This is a genomic window from Allobosea sp. WAO, from assembly GCF_001509835.1.
Lineage (GTDB): Bacteria > Pseudomonadota > Alphaproteobacteria > Rhizobiales > Beijerinckiaceae > Allobosea.
On record NZ_JXTJ01000007.1, the window covers coordinates 262,685 to 277,638 of the forward strand.

Here is a 14,954-nt window from a genome sequence, read left to right on the forward strand (position 1 = left end):
GCGGCAATGGCCGGGCTCAACCTGTTCAGCATCCCGGCCGGCGCGCCGTTTCTCGCGGTATTGGCGGAGGCATTGCTCGCCGGGCGCTTCGGCAAGGCCCATGATCCCACCGACCCGACGGCGCTGTCGCGCACGACGCTCTACCTGCCGACCCAGCGCGCCGCCCGCGCCCTGGCGGCGATCCTGTCCGAAAAGCTCGGCGGCCGGCCGCTGCTCCTGCCGCGCATCGTGCCGCTCGGCGATGTCGACGAGGCCGAGACCGCGCTGATCGCCGGCTCCGGCGAGATGCTGGCGCGCGTCGCGCCGATCGAACCCCTGCAGCGCCGGCTGATCCTGACCCGGCTGATCGCACAATGGGGCAAGGCTGCCAACCGGCAGCATCTGCGGCTCGACCCGGCCGAGCCGGCTCTGGTGCCTTCGACGCTCGCCGAGGCCTGGGGCCTCGCCGGAGACCTCGCCGGCCTGCTCGACCAGATGCAGACCGAGGGCGTCGCGCCCGAGCGGCTGCGCGGGCTCGACGCCGCCCGTTTCGACGAGATCTGGCAGTTCAACGCCCGTTTCCTCGACATCGTCGCCGAGACCTGGCCGGCAATCCTTGCCGAGCGCGGCGAATGCGACCCCGCCGATTTCCGCAACCGCATGCTGGAGGCCGAGCGCCGGCGCCTGGAGGCCGGCGGCCTCCCCGGCCCGGTGATCGCCGCCGGCTCGACCGGCACGGTGCCGGCGACGGCAAGGCTGCTCGCCACGATCGCCCGCCTGCCGAACGGCGCGGTGGTGCTGCCAGACCTCGACGAGGCCCTGCCGGAGCCGGCCTGGCGCGCAATCTCCAGCGAGCCCGCGCCTTCGCATCCGCAGGCCGCCCTGCATCATCTCCTGGAGGTGATCGGAGCTGGCCGCGAGGAGGTCGAGTGTCTCGCACGGCCCGCCGAAGCGCTTGCCGCCCGGCGTGACCTGCTGCGGCAGGCCATGCTGCCGGCGACGGTGACCGATGGCTGGGCCGGCATCGCCGCCGCGCCGGGGGCGGATACGGCGCTCGCCGGTCTGCGCATCGTCGAGGCCGCCGATGAGCGCGAGGAGGCGCTCGTTGCCGCGCTCGCCTTGCGCGAGGCGCTGGAACGGCCGGGCGAACGGGCGGCGCTGATCACGCCCGATCGCGGCCTCGCCGAGCGCGTCGCGGTCGAGCTTCGGCGCTGGGGCATCGTCGCCGACGACTCCGCCGGCTTGCCGCTCGGGCGCTGGCCCGCCGGCGCGCTGCTGCGCCTCGTGCTCGATGCCGTCGCGACGGAGTTCGCGCCGGCCGGACTCGTCGCGTTGCTGGCGCATCCGCTCTGCCGGCTCGGCCTCAGCGAAGCCGTGCTGCGCCAGGGCGCGGCGACGCTGGAGATCGGCTGCTGGCGCGGCGAGACAGTCGGCCGCGGCCTTGCCGGGCTGCACCGGGCCTTTGCCGGAATCGAGGAATTGATCGATGCCAAGCATGCGCCGCGCCCGCGCCGCAAGCTGACGCCGGAGGACCGCGGCGCCGCCGAGCAGGTTCTCGCGCGCCTCGACACAGCCCTGTCGCCGCTGGCGGCGGCGCTCGCCCGGCGCGAGCCGGTGCTCGCCGACGTCGCCGGAGCTGCCCGCGCCGCCGTCGTGGCGCTCGGCAGCGACGAGACCGGCAGTTCCCTGGTCTTCCGCGGCCCCGATGGCGAGGCGCTGGCAGCGCTGTTCGACGAGATCGAGGCCGCGCTGGCGGAGGCCCCGACGGAAGGGCGGGCGCGCGACTGGATCGCGATCTTCTCCGGGCTGATCGACGAGCGCGCCGTGGTCAGGCGCGAGCCCGGCCATCCCCGCCTGAAGATCTGGGGCCTGCTCGAGGCCCGCCTGCTCGAAGCCGAGCATGTCGTGCTCGGCGGCCTGATCGAGGGCGTCTGGCCACCGGCGACACAGACCGATTCCTTCCTCAATCGGCCGATGCGGGCCGAGCTCGGCCTTACCTCGCCGGAACGGCGCATCGGCCAGACCGCGCATGACTTCGTCCAAGCGGCGCTGGCAGGGAGGGTGACGCTGACCCGCGCCCGCAAGGCCGGCGAGGCGGAGACCATCCCCTCGCGCTTCTGGCAGCGGCTGAAGGCGGTGACGCCGGCCGATGCCTGGCAGGCGGCGGAGGCACGCGGCCGCGAGCTGATCGGCTGGGCCGGGTTGCTCAGCGCCCCGGCGCGGGCGACGCCGGCGAGCCGGCCGAAGCCGGTGCCAGCGCCGCATCTGCATCCGAAGCGGCTCAGCGTCACCGAGGTCGAGACGCTCTATCGCGACCCCTATGCGCTGTTCGCCCGCAAGATCCTGAAGCTCGACGCCCTGCCGGAGATGGCGGAGGATCCCGGCGCCTCCGATCGCGGCTCGCTGCTGCACGACATCGTCGCGGAGTTTGCAGAGACCTATCCCGAGCAGATGCCGACCGGCGCCGCCGCGAGCCTGATCGAGATCGGCGAGCGGATGTTCCGGGCGTTTGACGAGACGCCGGAGGTACGCGCCTTCTGGTGGCCGCGCTTCCTGATGATCGTGCAGAACTTCGTCGGCTGGGAGGAGAGGCGCCGGCCGGAGCTCGCCAGGGTCGCGGTCGAGCACGACACGCAAGGCGAGTTTCCCCTGCCGGGCGGCGGCGGCATCCTGCTCACCGGCCGCGCCGACCGGATTGAGGTGACGCGCGAAGGCAAGCTCAGGATCATCGACTTCAAGACCGGAGCACCGCCGAGCGACGAGCAGGTCAGGCTCGGCTTCGCACCGCAATTGACGCTCGAAGCCGAACTCGCGCTGCGCCACGGCTTTCCGCCCACCGTCAGGGCGGCGCCGGTCGAGGCGCTTATGTACCTAAAACTCGGCCACGACCCGAAAAGCTGGCAGAAGGACAAGAAGCTCTCCTTCAAGGACGAGAGCCAAGCCGACGTCACCGCCCGCCATCTTGCGCATCTGCTCGCACATCTTGCGGCGCTGAGGGCCGGCAAGGAGCCCTATGTCTCGCGGCGGGCGCCGGCCTACATCAAATATGCCAGCCCCTATGACCAACTCGCCCGGGTCAAGGAATGGTCGGCCGCGCCCGGCCTCGGCTCCGAGACGGGAGACGAGGCATGAGCGCCAACGCGACCCCTTCCGGCTGGGTCATCCCCGAGCTGACAAAGGCCAACCAGGCACTGGCGGCCGAGCCCGATCTCAGCGCCTGGGTCGCCGCCAATGCCGGCTCGGGCAAGACGCATGTGCTGGTCAACCGCGTGCTGCGGCTCCTGCTCGACGGGGTCGCGCCCGGGCGGATGCTCTGCATCACCTATACCAAGGCCGCCGCCGCCAACATGTCGAACCGGCTGTTCCGGGCGCTCTCGGAATGGGCCGTGGCAGATGACGAGACGCTGCGCGCAATCCTTGCGAAGCTGACCGGACAGGCGCCGGGCGCCGCCGGGCTCGCCCGCGCCCGCCGACTGTTCGCGCAGGCGCTGGAGACGCCGGGCGGCCTCAAGATCGAGACGATCCACGCCTTCTGCACCCGCGTTCTGCAGAGCGCGCCCTTCGAGGCGAACGTGCCGGCGCGCTTCGAGGTCGCCGACGATCTCGCCCAGGACGAGCTGATGCGCGATGCCAGGCGCGATCTGCTCGCGACCGCCGCCGCAGAGCCCGAGGGACCGCAGGCGCGGGCGCTTCGCTTCATGGCGCGCGAGGCGGCGCAGGATAGTTTCGACCAGATCATGCGCGAAGCGCTGCACCAGCGCGCGCTGTTCAATGACGGCCTGGGCCGGGCGCGCAGCCCGGAGGAGATGGAAGCCGGTATCGCCGCCTTCCTCGGCATCGCGACGGGGCTGACGCCGGAGGCGGTGCAGCAGCGTTTCGGGGCCGAGCTCGCCAGCATCGGCGGCATCTCGGCGCTGATCGACAGCTTCGACGCCGGCAGCGCGACACGGCAGAAGGCGGCGGCGGCGCTGCGGCTCGCGCTCTCGGCGCAAGCCGGCATCGACCCGGTCGCCGCCTGCCGCGCCGGCATCCTGACCCTCGAAGGCACGGTCAGCCAGCATGTCCGCGGCAAGGGCAACAGCGCCCTGCCGGCCCATCTCGACGAGGCGCTCGATACCGTCGCCGGCTACCTGCTCCGGGCCATCGAGCAGCTCAACGCCATCGCCGTGCGCGAGCGCAGCAATGCGCTGGCCGTTCTGGTGACCCATATCCTCGCCGCCTATCAGCGCCTGAAGGCACAGCGCTCGCTGCTCGATTATGACGACCTGATCGGCAAGACGCGCTCGCTGCTCGACCGGGTCGACCCGGCCTGGGCGCTCTACAAGCTCGATGCGGGGATCGACCACATCCTGCTCGACGAGGCGCAGGACACCAGCGAGGCGCAATGGGCGATCCTGCGCCGCCTCGCCGAGGAGTTCTCCGCCGGCGAGGGCGCACGCGATCAGGCGCGGCCGCGCACCGTCTTCGTGGTCGGCGACGAGAAGCAATCGATCTACGGCTTCCAGGGTGCGGCCCCGCGGCATTTCGGCGAGGAGCGCGCCAGGCTGGGCAAGCGCCTGGACGCGGCGGGCCAGCGTTTCGCGCCGATCAGCCTCAACACCTCCTTCCGCTCGGCGCCGGACATCATGCAGGCAGTCGACGCGGTCTTCGCACCGCAGGCGCATTGGCGCGGCCTCGTCTTCGACGGCGGCGCCGGGCCGGAGCGGCACGACACGGTCCGGCAGGCGGCGATCGGCGCGGTCGATCTCTGGCCGATCTCCGCCGACGATGCCGGCGACAAGCCCGACGCCTGGACGACACCGGTCGATGCGCCCGAGCGCCGCTCCGGGCTGGTCAAGCTCGCCGCGCGCATCGCCGAGGTGCTGAAGCGCTGGAAAGAGGCCGGCCATGACGATCTCGGCCGGCCGTTCAAGCCTGGCGACGTGATGATCCTGCTGCGCCAGCGCGGGGCGCTGTTCGAGGCGATCGTCAAGGCGCTGAAGGATGCCGGCGTGCCCGTCGCCGGGCGCGACCGGCTGACGCTCACCGAGCACCCGGCGATCGAGGACCTTGTCGCCCTCGGCCGCGCCATCCTGCTGCCGCAGGACGATCTTGCGCTGGCGATCACGCTGAAGACGCCGCTCTTCGGGCTGGACGACGACGACCTCTTGCGCTTTGCGCCGGAACGGCAAGGCTCCCTGCGCGAGGCGCTGCGCCAGGCCGCAGAGAGCGAGCCGCGCTATGCCGCGGTCGAGGCAAGGCTGACCGAACTCGCCGAGGATGCCGGGCGCAATGGCCCGTTTCGCTTCTTCGCCGGCCTGCTCGGTCCCGGCGGCGGGCGCAATCTGGCTCTGGCGCGGCTCGGGCCAGAGGCCGGCGACGCGCTCGACGCCTTCCTCAGCGCTGCGCTCGACCATGAGCGGCGCTACGGGCCTTCGCTCGCCGGCTTCCTGCACCACATCGGCGCGGTCGCGACACAGGTGAAGCGCGATCTCTCGGCCAGCGCCGGCGAGGTCCGGGTGATGACGGTGCATGGCTCGAAGGGGCTGGAGGCGCCGGTCGTCATCCTCGCCGATCTCGGCGTCGCGCCGGGCGAGCGGCGGCTGCCGAAGCTGATCGGCGTCGAGACGCCGGGCGGCGTGCCGGTGCCGATCTGGGCGCCGGCCAGGGCCGGCGATTCCACCGCGACCCGCGGCGCCAAGGACGAGATCGTCGCCCAGATGATCGAGGAGCATCACCGCCTGCTCTATGTCGCGATGACGCGGGCCGAGGAGCGGCTCGTCCTGTGCGGCGTGCAGGCCAAGGGCGAGGCGCCGGAGGGCTCCTGGTATGCGATGGCCGAGCTCGGGCTCTCTGGCTCGGCGAGCGGCCTCGGCGAGGTCGCGGCGCCCGATGGCAACGGCACGGTCCGGCGCTTCATGGTCTCGCGGCCGCAAGCGCAGGCTAAGGCCGAAACGCAAGCCGCGCCGGCCGGCGCCGTTGCCCCGGCCTGGCTCGCACGTTCCGCTCCGCCCGAGCAGGAGGCCCTGCCGCCGCTGCGGCCCTCCAACGCGCTCGGCGCCGCCGACGCGACCGCCCGCCCGGCCGATGGCCCTTTCCTCGCCGAAGCGGCGGCGGCGGGGCGCCTGGCGCATCTCCTGCTCCAGATCCTGCCGGAGGTGCCGGTCGAAAGGCGCGGCGAGACCGCCCGCGCTCTGGCGGAGGCGCGCGGGGCCAATCTTCCGGCCGGGCGCCGCCAGCGCATCAGCGCCGACGCGCTGGCACTGATCGAGCGGCCGGAGCTGGCGGCTCTGTTCGCGCCCGGAAGCCTCGCCGAAGCCCCGCTCGCCGGCGAGGTGATCTTGCCCGGCGGGCAAAGCCGTCCGGTGATCGGGCGGATCGACAGGCTCGCGGCGACCGATGACGAGGTGCTAATCGCCGATTTCAAGACGGCGGCCCGGGCGCCGAAGGACGCCGCTTCCCTGCCCGCGACGACGCTGGCGCAGCTCGCGGTCTACCGGCGCCTGGTCGGCGAAATCTATCCGGGCCGGCCGGTCAGGGCATTGGCGATCTATACGGCGACCATGGCCGTGCTCGAGCCGAGCGCAGCGGAACTCGATGCCGTTCTGGCGAATTTGGCAGGGTAGACCTGCTTCATCGTGAGGCGAGCCAGCCTTGACCCTGGCGGGCTCGGTTCATAGCTTCCACTCCGAACGACGGCGCGAAGCCGTCCGCAAATTGAAAAGGCGACAGCCATGGCGACGACGAAAGTGACCGATGCGAGCTTCGAGGCCGATGTCCTCAAGTCGAGCAAGCCGGTGGTGGTGGATTTCTGGGCCGAGTGGTGCGGCCCCTGCCGGATGATCGGCCCGGCGCTCGAGGAGATCGCCGGCGAGCTCGACGGCAAGGTCAAGATCGTGAAGATGAATGTCGACGAGAACCAGCAGATCCCGGCCCAGTTCGGCATCCGCTCGATCCCGACCCTGATGCTGTTCAAGGACGGCAAGCTGGCCTCGCAGAAGGTCGGCGCCGCCCCGAAGAGCGATCTCTCGCGCTGGATCTCGGCCGCGGTCTGACGGTTTTCGGCTGAAACCAAAAGGCCCGCCTTCCCCGGGGAAGGCGGGCCTTTTTATGTTTTTGCGGCACCATGATGCCGGCTGGAGCGAAGCGGGAGGCTTCAGCCCTTGCGGTTGTCGAGCGCGAAGGAGCCCGGGCCGGCGAAGAAGATATAGAAGAAGATGAAGCAGAACAGCAGGGCCGGCTCGCCGCCATTGAGCAGCGGGTAGAAGCTCTTGGGCGCGTGCGCCATCCAGTAGGCGACGGCCATCAGCCCCGACAGGATGAAAGCGGTCGGGCGGGTGAAGAAGCCGACCGCGATCAGCAGGCCGCCGACGACTTCGAGCACCGCCGCGGTCCAGCTCAGGCTGAAGACAGCCGGCATGCCCCAGGACGGCGCAACGGGAAAGGCGAAGAGCTTCTGGGTGCCATGGGTGAAGAAGGTCAGCGCCGTGACGATGCGCAGCAGGGCAAGCGAATGCGGAGCAAAGCGGCCGAGTGAATCCAGGCGTGGCATGCAGAAATTCTTTCCTATTCGAGACTAGATTAGAGAAATTCCATTCGAATGGCAGCCATTGCTGGCAAACAACTGATTCACCACTCCGGGCGGTTGTCAGCGACCGGCTGGAGGCGATCAACTCACATTTTCGTTTGCAGTGCAGCAAAACAAGGCTACGGCAAATCGGCAACAGTGCGGGAAACTTGCCTCTTTGGTGGCGATCGGCCGCGTGGCGAGCTTAACCACCCCTTAAAAGCGCCATGTTTGAATCCTGTGTGGAAGTTGGCCGGCTAGCCTGAGACAAGCCGGCAATGGGGCCTGAACGGGGCGGGATGAACGACCGGACGAGACGGAGCGGAGAGCGGCGCGAGCCCTCATTCGAACGCGCGCGCGACGATTACGAGCGCGACGACGACGAACTGCGCCTGTCGGTCGAGGACCGCCACTATCGCGGAGGAACGAACCGGGTGGCACCGCGCCAGCAACCGCGCCGTCAGAAGACCGAAGGGCGCGGTGGCCGCAAGCAGCGCCGCAAGGGCCGCTCCTTCTTCGGCCGGCTCTTCTATTGGGGTCTCGTCCTCGGGCTCTGGGCCGTGCTCGGGGTTGGCGGGGTCGTCGCCTACCATGCCGCGCAATTGCCGCCGATCGACCAGCTCACCGTGCCGAAGCGGCCGCCGAACATCGCGATCCTGGCGGCGGACGGCTCGCTGCTCGCCAATCGTGGCGAGACCGGCGGGCGAACCATCACGATCGGCGAGGTACCGCCTTACCTCCCCAAGGCCTTCGTCGCCATCGAGGACCGGCGCTTCTACGAGCATTTCGGCATCGACCCGATCGGCCTGACCCGCGCCGTCGTCAACAATGTGACGAAGCGCGGCGGCGTCCAGGGCGGCTCGACACTGACCCAGCAGCTCGCCAAGAACCTGTTCCTGACCCAGGAGCGGACTGCCGCGCGCAAGATCCAGGAAGCGATCCTTTCGCTCTGGCTGGAGCGGACCTACACCAAGGACCAGATTCTCGAGCTCTATCTCAACCGGGTCTATTTCGGCTCGGGCGCCTATGGCGTCGAGGCGGCCGCGCAGCGCTATTTCAACAAGTCGGCACGCTCGGTCACAGTCGCCGAGGCGGCGATGCTGGCCGGCCTCGTCCAGGCGCCCTCGCGCCTTGCGCCGAACCGCAATCCGGAAGCGGCGGAGAAGCGGGCGCAGCTCGTCATCTCGGCGATGGCCGAACAGGGCCTGATCTCGCAGAGCTCGGCCAAGACCGCGCTGGTCGCGCCGGCCGAGGCGGCCGAGCGCACCGGCGCCGGCTCGGTCAACTACGCCGCCGACTACGTCATGGACGTACTCGACGACTTCATCGGCGCGATCGAGGGCGACGTCACAGTCCTGACCACGATCGACACCAAGCTGCAGGCCAGCGCCGAGACCATGCTGGTCGAGACCCTGAACGCCCAGGGCGCCAAGCAGGGCGTCAGCCAGGGCGCGATCGTCTCGATGGCGCCGGACGGAGCGCTGCGCGCGCTGATCGGTGGGCGCGACTACACCAAGAGCCAGTTCAACCGGGCCACGGCCGCGCGGCGCCAGCCAGGCTCGGCCTTCAAGCCCTTCGTCTATCTCGCGGCGCTGGAGAGCGGCCTGACGCCGGATGCGATCCGCGACGACTCGCCGGTCTCGATCAAGGGCTGGCAGCCGGAGAACAACAGCCGCACCTATCGCGGCCCGGTGACGCTGCAGACCGCCTTCGCGCTCTCGCTCAACACAGTGGTGGTCAAGCTCAACCAGGAGATCGGCCCGAAGGAATCGGTCCGGGTGGCGCAGCGCCTCGGTATCAATTCGGCGCTGCAGGCCAATCCCTCGCTGGCGCTCGGCACCTCCGAGGTCACGCCGATCGAACTGACCAGCGCCTATGCGAGCTTCGCGAATGGCGGCAAGGGCGTGCTGCCCTATGTCATCCGCGAGGTGAAGTCGCTCTCCGGCAAGGTGCTCTATGCCCGCAAGGGTTCGGGCTTCGGCGAGGTGGTGAAGCCACAGATCCTGTCGATGATGAACGCCATGTTCAACGAGACCATGGTGCGCGGCACCGGCAGCAAGGCGAATGTCCCGGGCTGGGAGATGGGTGGCAAGTCGGGCACCACGCAGGATTTCCGCGACGCCTGGTTCGTCGGCTTCAGCTCCCGGCTGGTGACCTCGGTCTGGCTCGGCAATGACGACAACAGCACGATGAAGCGGGTCTATGGCAGCGGCCTGCCGGCGGAGATCTGGAGCAAGTTCATGAAGGCCGCCCATGCCGGCCAGCAGCCGGCGCCCCTGCCGGGCGGGCTGTGGCATAGCGGGCCGAAGTCGATCTTCGAGCCGGGTGAGCCTGTTGCCGGCATCGCGCCGCGCCCGCAGGGCACGGTCGAGGGCGACCGGGCCTGGACCCCGCCACCGCCGCAGGAGAAGAACTTCCTGGAGCGCCTGTTCGGCGGGTAGCGCGCCTCACGTCCCCCGTGGCTTGGCCCGCGTCGTCGGCGGCGCGGCGGCGGGATCGTCCGGCCAGGGATGGCGCGGATAGCGGCCCTTCATCTCGGCCTTCACCGCGGCCCAGGAGCCGCGCCAGAAGCCCGGCAGGTCGCGCGTCACCTGGATCGGCCGATGCGCCGGCGAAAGCAGCTCCAGCACCAGCGGCACGCGCCCGCCGGCCAGTGCCGGGTGCCTGGCGAGGCCGAACAGCTCCTGCACCCGGACGGAAATGGTCGGCCCGGCCTCGGCGCCATAGTCGACGGCGAGCTGCGAGCCGGTCGGCGCGGCAAAGTGCGTCGGCGCCTCGGCATCGAGCCGGCGCTTCAGATCCCATGGCAATAGCTCGGCCAGCACGCCGTCGAGGTCGCCCGGCGTGATCGCGGCGAGCGAAGTGCGGCCGATAATATGCGGCGCAAGCCAGTCCGCCGCGCCCTCGGCCAGCCCGGCATCGGAAAGGTCCGGCCAGCCGCTGTCCGGCCCCTCGGCCGCGCGCAGGAAAGCGGCACGCTCGCGCAGCTGCGCCTGCGCCTTGCTCCAGGGCAGCGCCGCGATGCCGAGGCCGGCGATGCCCTTCGCCAGAACGACGGCGTTCTCCTCGCTCGCCTCGACCGGCAAAGGACGCTCGGCCAGGACGAGCGCCCCGAAGCGCCGGCTGGCGCGGGCGCGCAGCGCCCTCGCGGCACGGTCGAACGAGGTTTCGGCCTGTTCCGACAGGCGGGTGCGGATCAGGCCGGAGGCGGCGAGTTCGGCGATCTCCGTCTCGTCGATGGCGGCAGCGCTGAGGATGCGGGCCTGGGCGGCGCTGCCGGTCATCTCGCCGACAACCAGATAGGGCTCGCGCGCCAGGCGCTGGCCGGGCTCCAGGGCGGCGCCGCGGCCATTCGCCAGCAGATACTGGCCGGAACCGGGCTGGCGGGCCCTGGCGACCCGATCCGGGAAGGCGAGCGCCAGCAGGAAGCCGGGCGAATGGGTGCGCTCATCGCCTTTCGGCGCGTTCGCTCCCGCCTGCCGCGCCCAGCCCTCGGCGAGGCGGCGCATGTCGGCGGCGCGGCCGCCGCGCTCGCGCCCGAAGCGCTCCAGCCGCTCCGCGAGGTCGATCGCCTCGCCGCCGAGCCCGCGCTCGACCAGGAGGGCCGCCAGCAGCGCGGCCTGCCCGGCCTCGCCGAAGCCGGCGGCGCCGGTGACCATATGGGCGAGGCGCGGCGGCAAAGGCAGCGCCTGCAGCGCCTTGCCAGAGGCGGTGATCCGGCCACCTTCGTCGAGCGCTTCGAGATCGTTCAGCAGCAGGCGCGCTTCCTTCAGCGCCGGGGCGGGCGGTGGATCGAGAAAGGCGAGCATCGTCGGGTCCGCGACGCCCCAGGCGGCGCAGTCGAGCAGCAAAGGGGCAAGATCGGCCGAGAGGATCTCCGGCCGGGCGAAGGCTTCGAGCGCGCCATTGCCGGCCTCATCCCAGAGCCGGTAGCAGATGCCGGGCTCGGTGCGGCCGGCGCGGCCGCGGCGCTGGTCGCTGGCGGCGCGGCTGGCGCGCTGGGTGACGAGGCGGGTGATGCCGATATCGGGCTCGTAGAGCGGCACCCGCGCCAGGCCGGAATCGATCACGACGCGCACGCCCTCGATGGTCAGCGAGGTCTCGGCGATCGCGGTCGCCAGCACGATCTTGCGCCGGCCGAGCGGCGCCGGCAGCACGGCGCGGTCCTGCTCAGCCTGGTCGAGCGCGCCATAGAGCGGCGCGATCTCGACGCTGGCGTCGCGGATCTTTTCGCGCAGGCGCTCCTCGACCCGGCGGATCTCGCCCTGGCCGGGCAGGAAGACGAGCAGCGAGCCGCGCTGCTCGTTCAGAGCCAGGAGCACCGCCTCGGTGACCTGATCCTCGATGCGCTTCAGCGGGTCGCGGCCGAGATAGCGCGTCTCGACGGGATAGGCGCGGCCCTGGCTCTCGATCACCGCGGCATCGCCGAGCAGGCGGGCAACGCGGGCGCCGTCGAGCGTCGCCGACATCACGAGGATGCGCAGATCCTCGCGCAGCCCGGCCTGCGCATCGAGCGCCAGCGCCAGCCCGAAATCGGCATCGAGCGAGCGCTCGTGGAACTCGTCGAAGAGCACCGCCGCGACGCCTTCCAAAGCGGGATCGTCGAGGATCATCCGCGCGAAGACGCCTTCGGTGACAACCTCGATGCGCGTCCTCGGGCCGATCTTCGAGCCGAGCCGGACACGCAGACCGACCGTCTCGCCGACACGCTCGCCGAGCGTCTGCGCCATGCGGGCAGCGGCGCCGCGGGCGGCGAGCCGACGCGGCTCCAGCACGATCAGCTTGCCACCACTGGCCCAAGGCTCGTCCAGCAGGGCGAGCGGCACGCGCGTCGTCTTGCCGGCGCCGGGCGGGGCCACGAGCACGGCTTTCGGGCGTGCGCGCAGGGCGGCGGACAGATCGTCGAGGACCGCGTCGATCGGCAGGGCTGTGTCGAAGCTGCGCATGCCGGCATGTGCCCCGGAGGCAAGCGCCTGCGCAAGCGTTTCGGCCGCAGGCCGGCGCCCCGTCAGGCGGCGCGGCGCAGCCCGACCTCGAAGGGGTGCAGGCTGACCGCGCCGACGCGGGCCGACACCAACGTGTTGCGCGGCAACGCCTGCCAGCATTCGCGCGCCGCGTCGATCGGCTCCGAGGCGATCACCACCGCATCGCCGCGATCGCAGAGATAGAGCGTCGGCGGCTTCTCGTCGGAGGACCAGCGGACGGCATGGATGGTCTCGCCATCGGCGAGCGCGGCAGCACAGCGCAGGGGCTCGCGAACGCCGGCCTCCTGCATCAGGGCAAGCGCGTCACCGAGCGCGCCGGCAAGAGCCTCGCCCGGCTGCTCGCCCTCGCTCATCCGCGCCAGTGCCAGCAGGAACAGCACTTCCGAATCGGTGGTGCCGACGCGCGAGCCGTAGAGCGGATCGGGAATCAGGCTCTCGAGCCGGCGCCGGATCAGGCCATAGCCGCCGATCTGGCCGTTATGCATGAAGAGATGCCGGCCATGGACGAAAGGGTGGCAATTGGCCCGCGTGCTCGCCGTGCCGGTCGCGGCGCGGACATGCGCGAAGAACAGATGCGAGCGGACGAGGCGGGCGATCGAGAGCAGGTTCTCGTCCGACCAGGCCGGGCGGATCTCCCGGTACTGGCCGGGCTCGGGGCGCTCGCCATACCAGCCGACGCCGAAACCGTCGCCATTGGTGCCGGTCTTGGCCTCCTCGGCGTGCAGCGACTGGTGGATCAGCGAATGGCAGGGTGAGGCGACGAGATCCTCCAGGAACACCGGAGCGCCGGCATAGGCGAGGAAACGGCACATGGTCGGCCCCGAATCACGCGCGGCAGGACGCCGCAAGGTCAATCTGCGCGACAAGCATGAATGCTGCCATAACGGCTTTTTTGGAGCAGGCGAAATCGGTGCGCCCGCAGCCGGCCCGGCAGGGCGGCGGCGGTTGCGACCCCCATAGCCATCGTATAACCAGCACAGGGTTGGAAGTAGCGGTCCCGCGCCCAAGCGGGCGGGGGGAAGCCTTGAAATCGATCCTGACGGCCGCGGGCGCAGCGCTCGCCTTCGCCCTCTTCCCGCAAAGCGCGCTGGCCGCCGGCGACATTGGCGGCGCGACCATGGGCGTCGCCTGGGCCCTGCCTTTCGCCGGCATGCTGCTCTCGATCGCACTCGGACCGATCCTGTTCCCGCATTTCTGGGAGCACAACTACGGCAAGTTCGCCGCCTTCTGGGCGGTGCTCGTTCTGGTGCCGCTGATGCTGCTCCGCGGCTTCGAGCCTGCGCTCGGCGCGCTGCTGCACACGGCGCTGCTCGAATACCTCCCCTTCATCATCCTGCTCTTCGCGCTGTTCACCATCGCCGGTGGCATCCTGGTGATGGGCAACCTGCACGGCACGCCGGCGACCAACACGACACTGCTCGCCATCGGCACGGTGATGGCAAGCTTCGTCGGCACCACCGGCGCCTCGATCATCATGATCAGGCCGCTGCTGCGCGCCAATGACAACCGGCGCCACAACGTCCATGTCGTGGTGTTCTTCATCTTCCTGGTCTCGAACATCGGGGGCTCGCTGACCCCGCTCGGCGACCCGCCGCTGTTCCTCGGCTTCCTGCGCGGCGTCAGCTTCTTCTGGACGACGACGCACCTCCTGCCGGAGACCTCCTTCGCCGTCGCAATCCTGCTGGTGCTGTTCTTCGCGCTCGACAGCTACCTGTTCCGCAAGGAAGAGGGATTACCGGTGCTGAAGGATCCGACGCCGGACCGCGCCATCAAGCTCTATGGCAAGGTCAACATCCTGCTGCTCGGCGGCGTGATCCTCGCCATCCTGATGTCGGCGAACTGGAAGCCGGACGTGACCTTCACGATCCAGGGCGTCCACCTCGAGCTGCAGAACCTCGTGCGCGACGCGATCCTGCTCGGCCTCGCTCTGCTCTCGCTGAAGCTGACGCCGAAGCCGGTGCGCGCCGGCAACGAGTTCAGCTGGGGCCCGATCCTGGAGGTCGCCAAGCTGTTCGCTGGCATCTTCACCTGCATCATCCCGGTGCTGGCGATGCTGCAGGCCGGCAAGGACGGCGCCTTCTCCTCGCTGGTCGCCATGGTCACCAATGCGGACGGCAGCGCCAACAATGTCGCCTATTTCTGGCTGACCGGCATCCTGTCCTCCTTCCTCGACAATGCGCCGACCTATCTCGTCTTCTTCGAGCTCGCGGGCGGCGATGCCAAGGCGCTGATGGCCACGGGCGCGCTGACGCTGACCGCCATCTCGGCCGGCGCCGTGTTCATGGGCGCCAATACCTATATCGGCAACGCCCCGAACTTCATGGTCTACGCCATCGCCAAGGACCGGAAGGTCGCGATGCCGAGCTTCTTCGGCTACATGGCCTGGTCGGGCGGCATCCTGATCCCGATCTTCCTGCTGCAGACGCTGATCTTCTTCCGCTAGG

At 70.3% G+C, this 14,954-nt stretch carries 8 protein-coding genes; 5 read left to right on the forward strand and 3 right to left on the reverse strand.

Going from position 1 to position 14,954, the window contains the following annotated elements:
* The first annotated feature begins 6 nt into the window (after positions 1-6).
* The 3 genes from addB (at position 7) to trxA (ending at position 7,013) form a co-directional block, all read left to right on the forward strand.
* Positions 7-3,111 (forward strand): double-strand break repair protein AddB, encoded by a 3,105-nt coding sequence (gene addB / locus DK26_RS13700; protein ID WP_066473173.1) that lies wholly within the window; start codon positions 7-9, stop codon positions 3,109-3,111.
* The gene (gene addA, locus DK26_RS13705; RefSeq protein ID WP_066473176.1) at positions 3,108-6,584 is read left to right on the forward strand and encodes a double-strand break repair helicase AddA; all 3,477 of its coding nucleotides are present in this window, start codon (positions 3,108-3,110) and stop codon (positions 6,582-6,584) included. Before addB ends, addA begins: the two co-directional genes overlap by 4 nt.
* Before the next feature lie 108 nt (positions 6,585-6,692).
* Entirely contained in the window at positions 6,693-7,013 is a 321-nt protein-coding gene (trxA, locus tag DK26_RS13710; RefSeq protein WP_066473185.1) for a thioredoxin, read from the forward strand.
* A 101-nt stretch (positions 7,014-7,114) separates the two neighbouring features.
* Here the strand turns inward: trxA and DK26_RS13715 are convergent, their stop codons facing one another.
* Positions 7,115-7,510 carry a DoxX family protein gene (locus DK26_RS13715; RefSeq protein WP_066473187.1) on the reverse strand — a complete coding sequence of 132 codons (396 nt, stop codon included), beginning with the start codon at positions 7,508-7,510 and terminating at the stop codon, positions 7,115-7,117.
* 314 nt (positions 7,511-7,824) lie between these two features.
* Between DK26_RS13715 and DK26_RS13720 the strand changes: the two genes are divergently transcribed.
* Positions 7,825-9,966, forward strand: a complete 2,142-nt coding sequence (locus tag DK26_RS13720) for a PBP1A family penicillin-binding protein (RefSeq protein WP_066473189.1) — start codon at positions 7,825-7,827, stop codon at positions 9,964-9,966.
* A 6-nt stretch (positions 9,967-9,972) separates the two neighbouring features.
* On the opposite strand, the gene hrpB is transcribed toward DK26_RS13720, so the two are convergent.
* Both hrpB and DK26_RS13730 read right to left on the reverse strand, forming a co-directional pair.
* Entirely contained in the window at positions 9,973-12,471 is a 2,499-nt protein-coding gene (gene hrpB / locus DK26_RS13725) for an ATP-dependent helicase HrpB (RefSeq protein WP_066473191.1), read from the reverse strand.
* A 62-nt stretch (positions 12,472-12,533) separates the two neighbouring features.
* The gene (locus DK26_RS13730) at positions 12,534-13,322 is read right to left on the reverse strand and encodes a class II glutamine amidotransferase (protein ID WP_066473198.1); all 789 of its coding nucleotides are present in this window, start codon (positions 13,320-13,322) and stop codon (positions 12,534-12,536) included.
* A 212-nt stretch (positions 13,323-13,534) separates the two neighbouring features.
* Between DK26_RS13730 and DK26_RS13735 the strand changes: the two genes are divergently transcribed.
* A complete protein-coding gene (locus DK26_RS13735; RefSeq protein WP_066473200.1) occupies positions 13,535-14,953 on the forward strand; it encodes a sodium:proton antiporter in 1,419 nt (472 codons plus the stop codon).
* Position 14,954 lies beyond the last annotated feature (1 nt).

What these genes read in the sequence shown, in the direction of transcription:
- addB (WP_066473173.1), top strand. Translation starts at nt 7, where the DNA reads ATGGCCGGGCTCAACCTGTTCAGCATCCCGGCCGGCGCGCCGTTTCTC.
- addA (WP_066473176.1), top strand. Translation starts at nt 3,108, where the DNA reads ATGAGCGCCAACGCGACCCCTTCCGGCTGGGTCATCCCCGAGCTGACA.
- trxA (WP_066473185.1), top strand. Translation starts at nt 6,693, where the DNA reads ATGGCGACGACGAAAGTGACCGATGCGAGCTTCGAGGCCGATGTCCTC.
- DK26_RS13715 (WP_066473187.1), bottom strand. Translation starts at nt 7,510, where the DNA reads ATGCCACGCCTGGATTCACTCGGCCGCTTTGCTCCGCATTCGCTTGCC.
- DK26_RS13720 (WP_066473189.1), top strand. Translation starts at nt 7,825, where the DNA reads ATGAACGACCGGACGAGACGGAGCGGAGAGCGGCGCGAGCCCTCATTC.
- hrpB (WP_066473191.1), bottom strand. Translation starts at nt 12,471, where the DNA reads ATGCGCAGCTTCGACACAGCCCTGCCGATCGACGCGGTCCTCGACGAT.
- DK26_RS13730 (WP_066473198.1), bottom strand. Translation starts at nt 13,322, where the DNA reads ATGTGCCGTTTCCTCGCCTATGCCGGCGCTCCGGTGTTCCTGGAGGAT.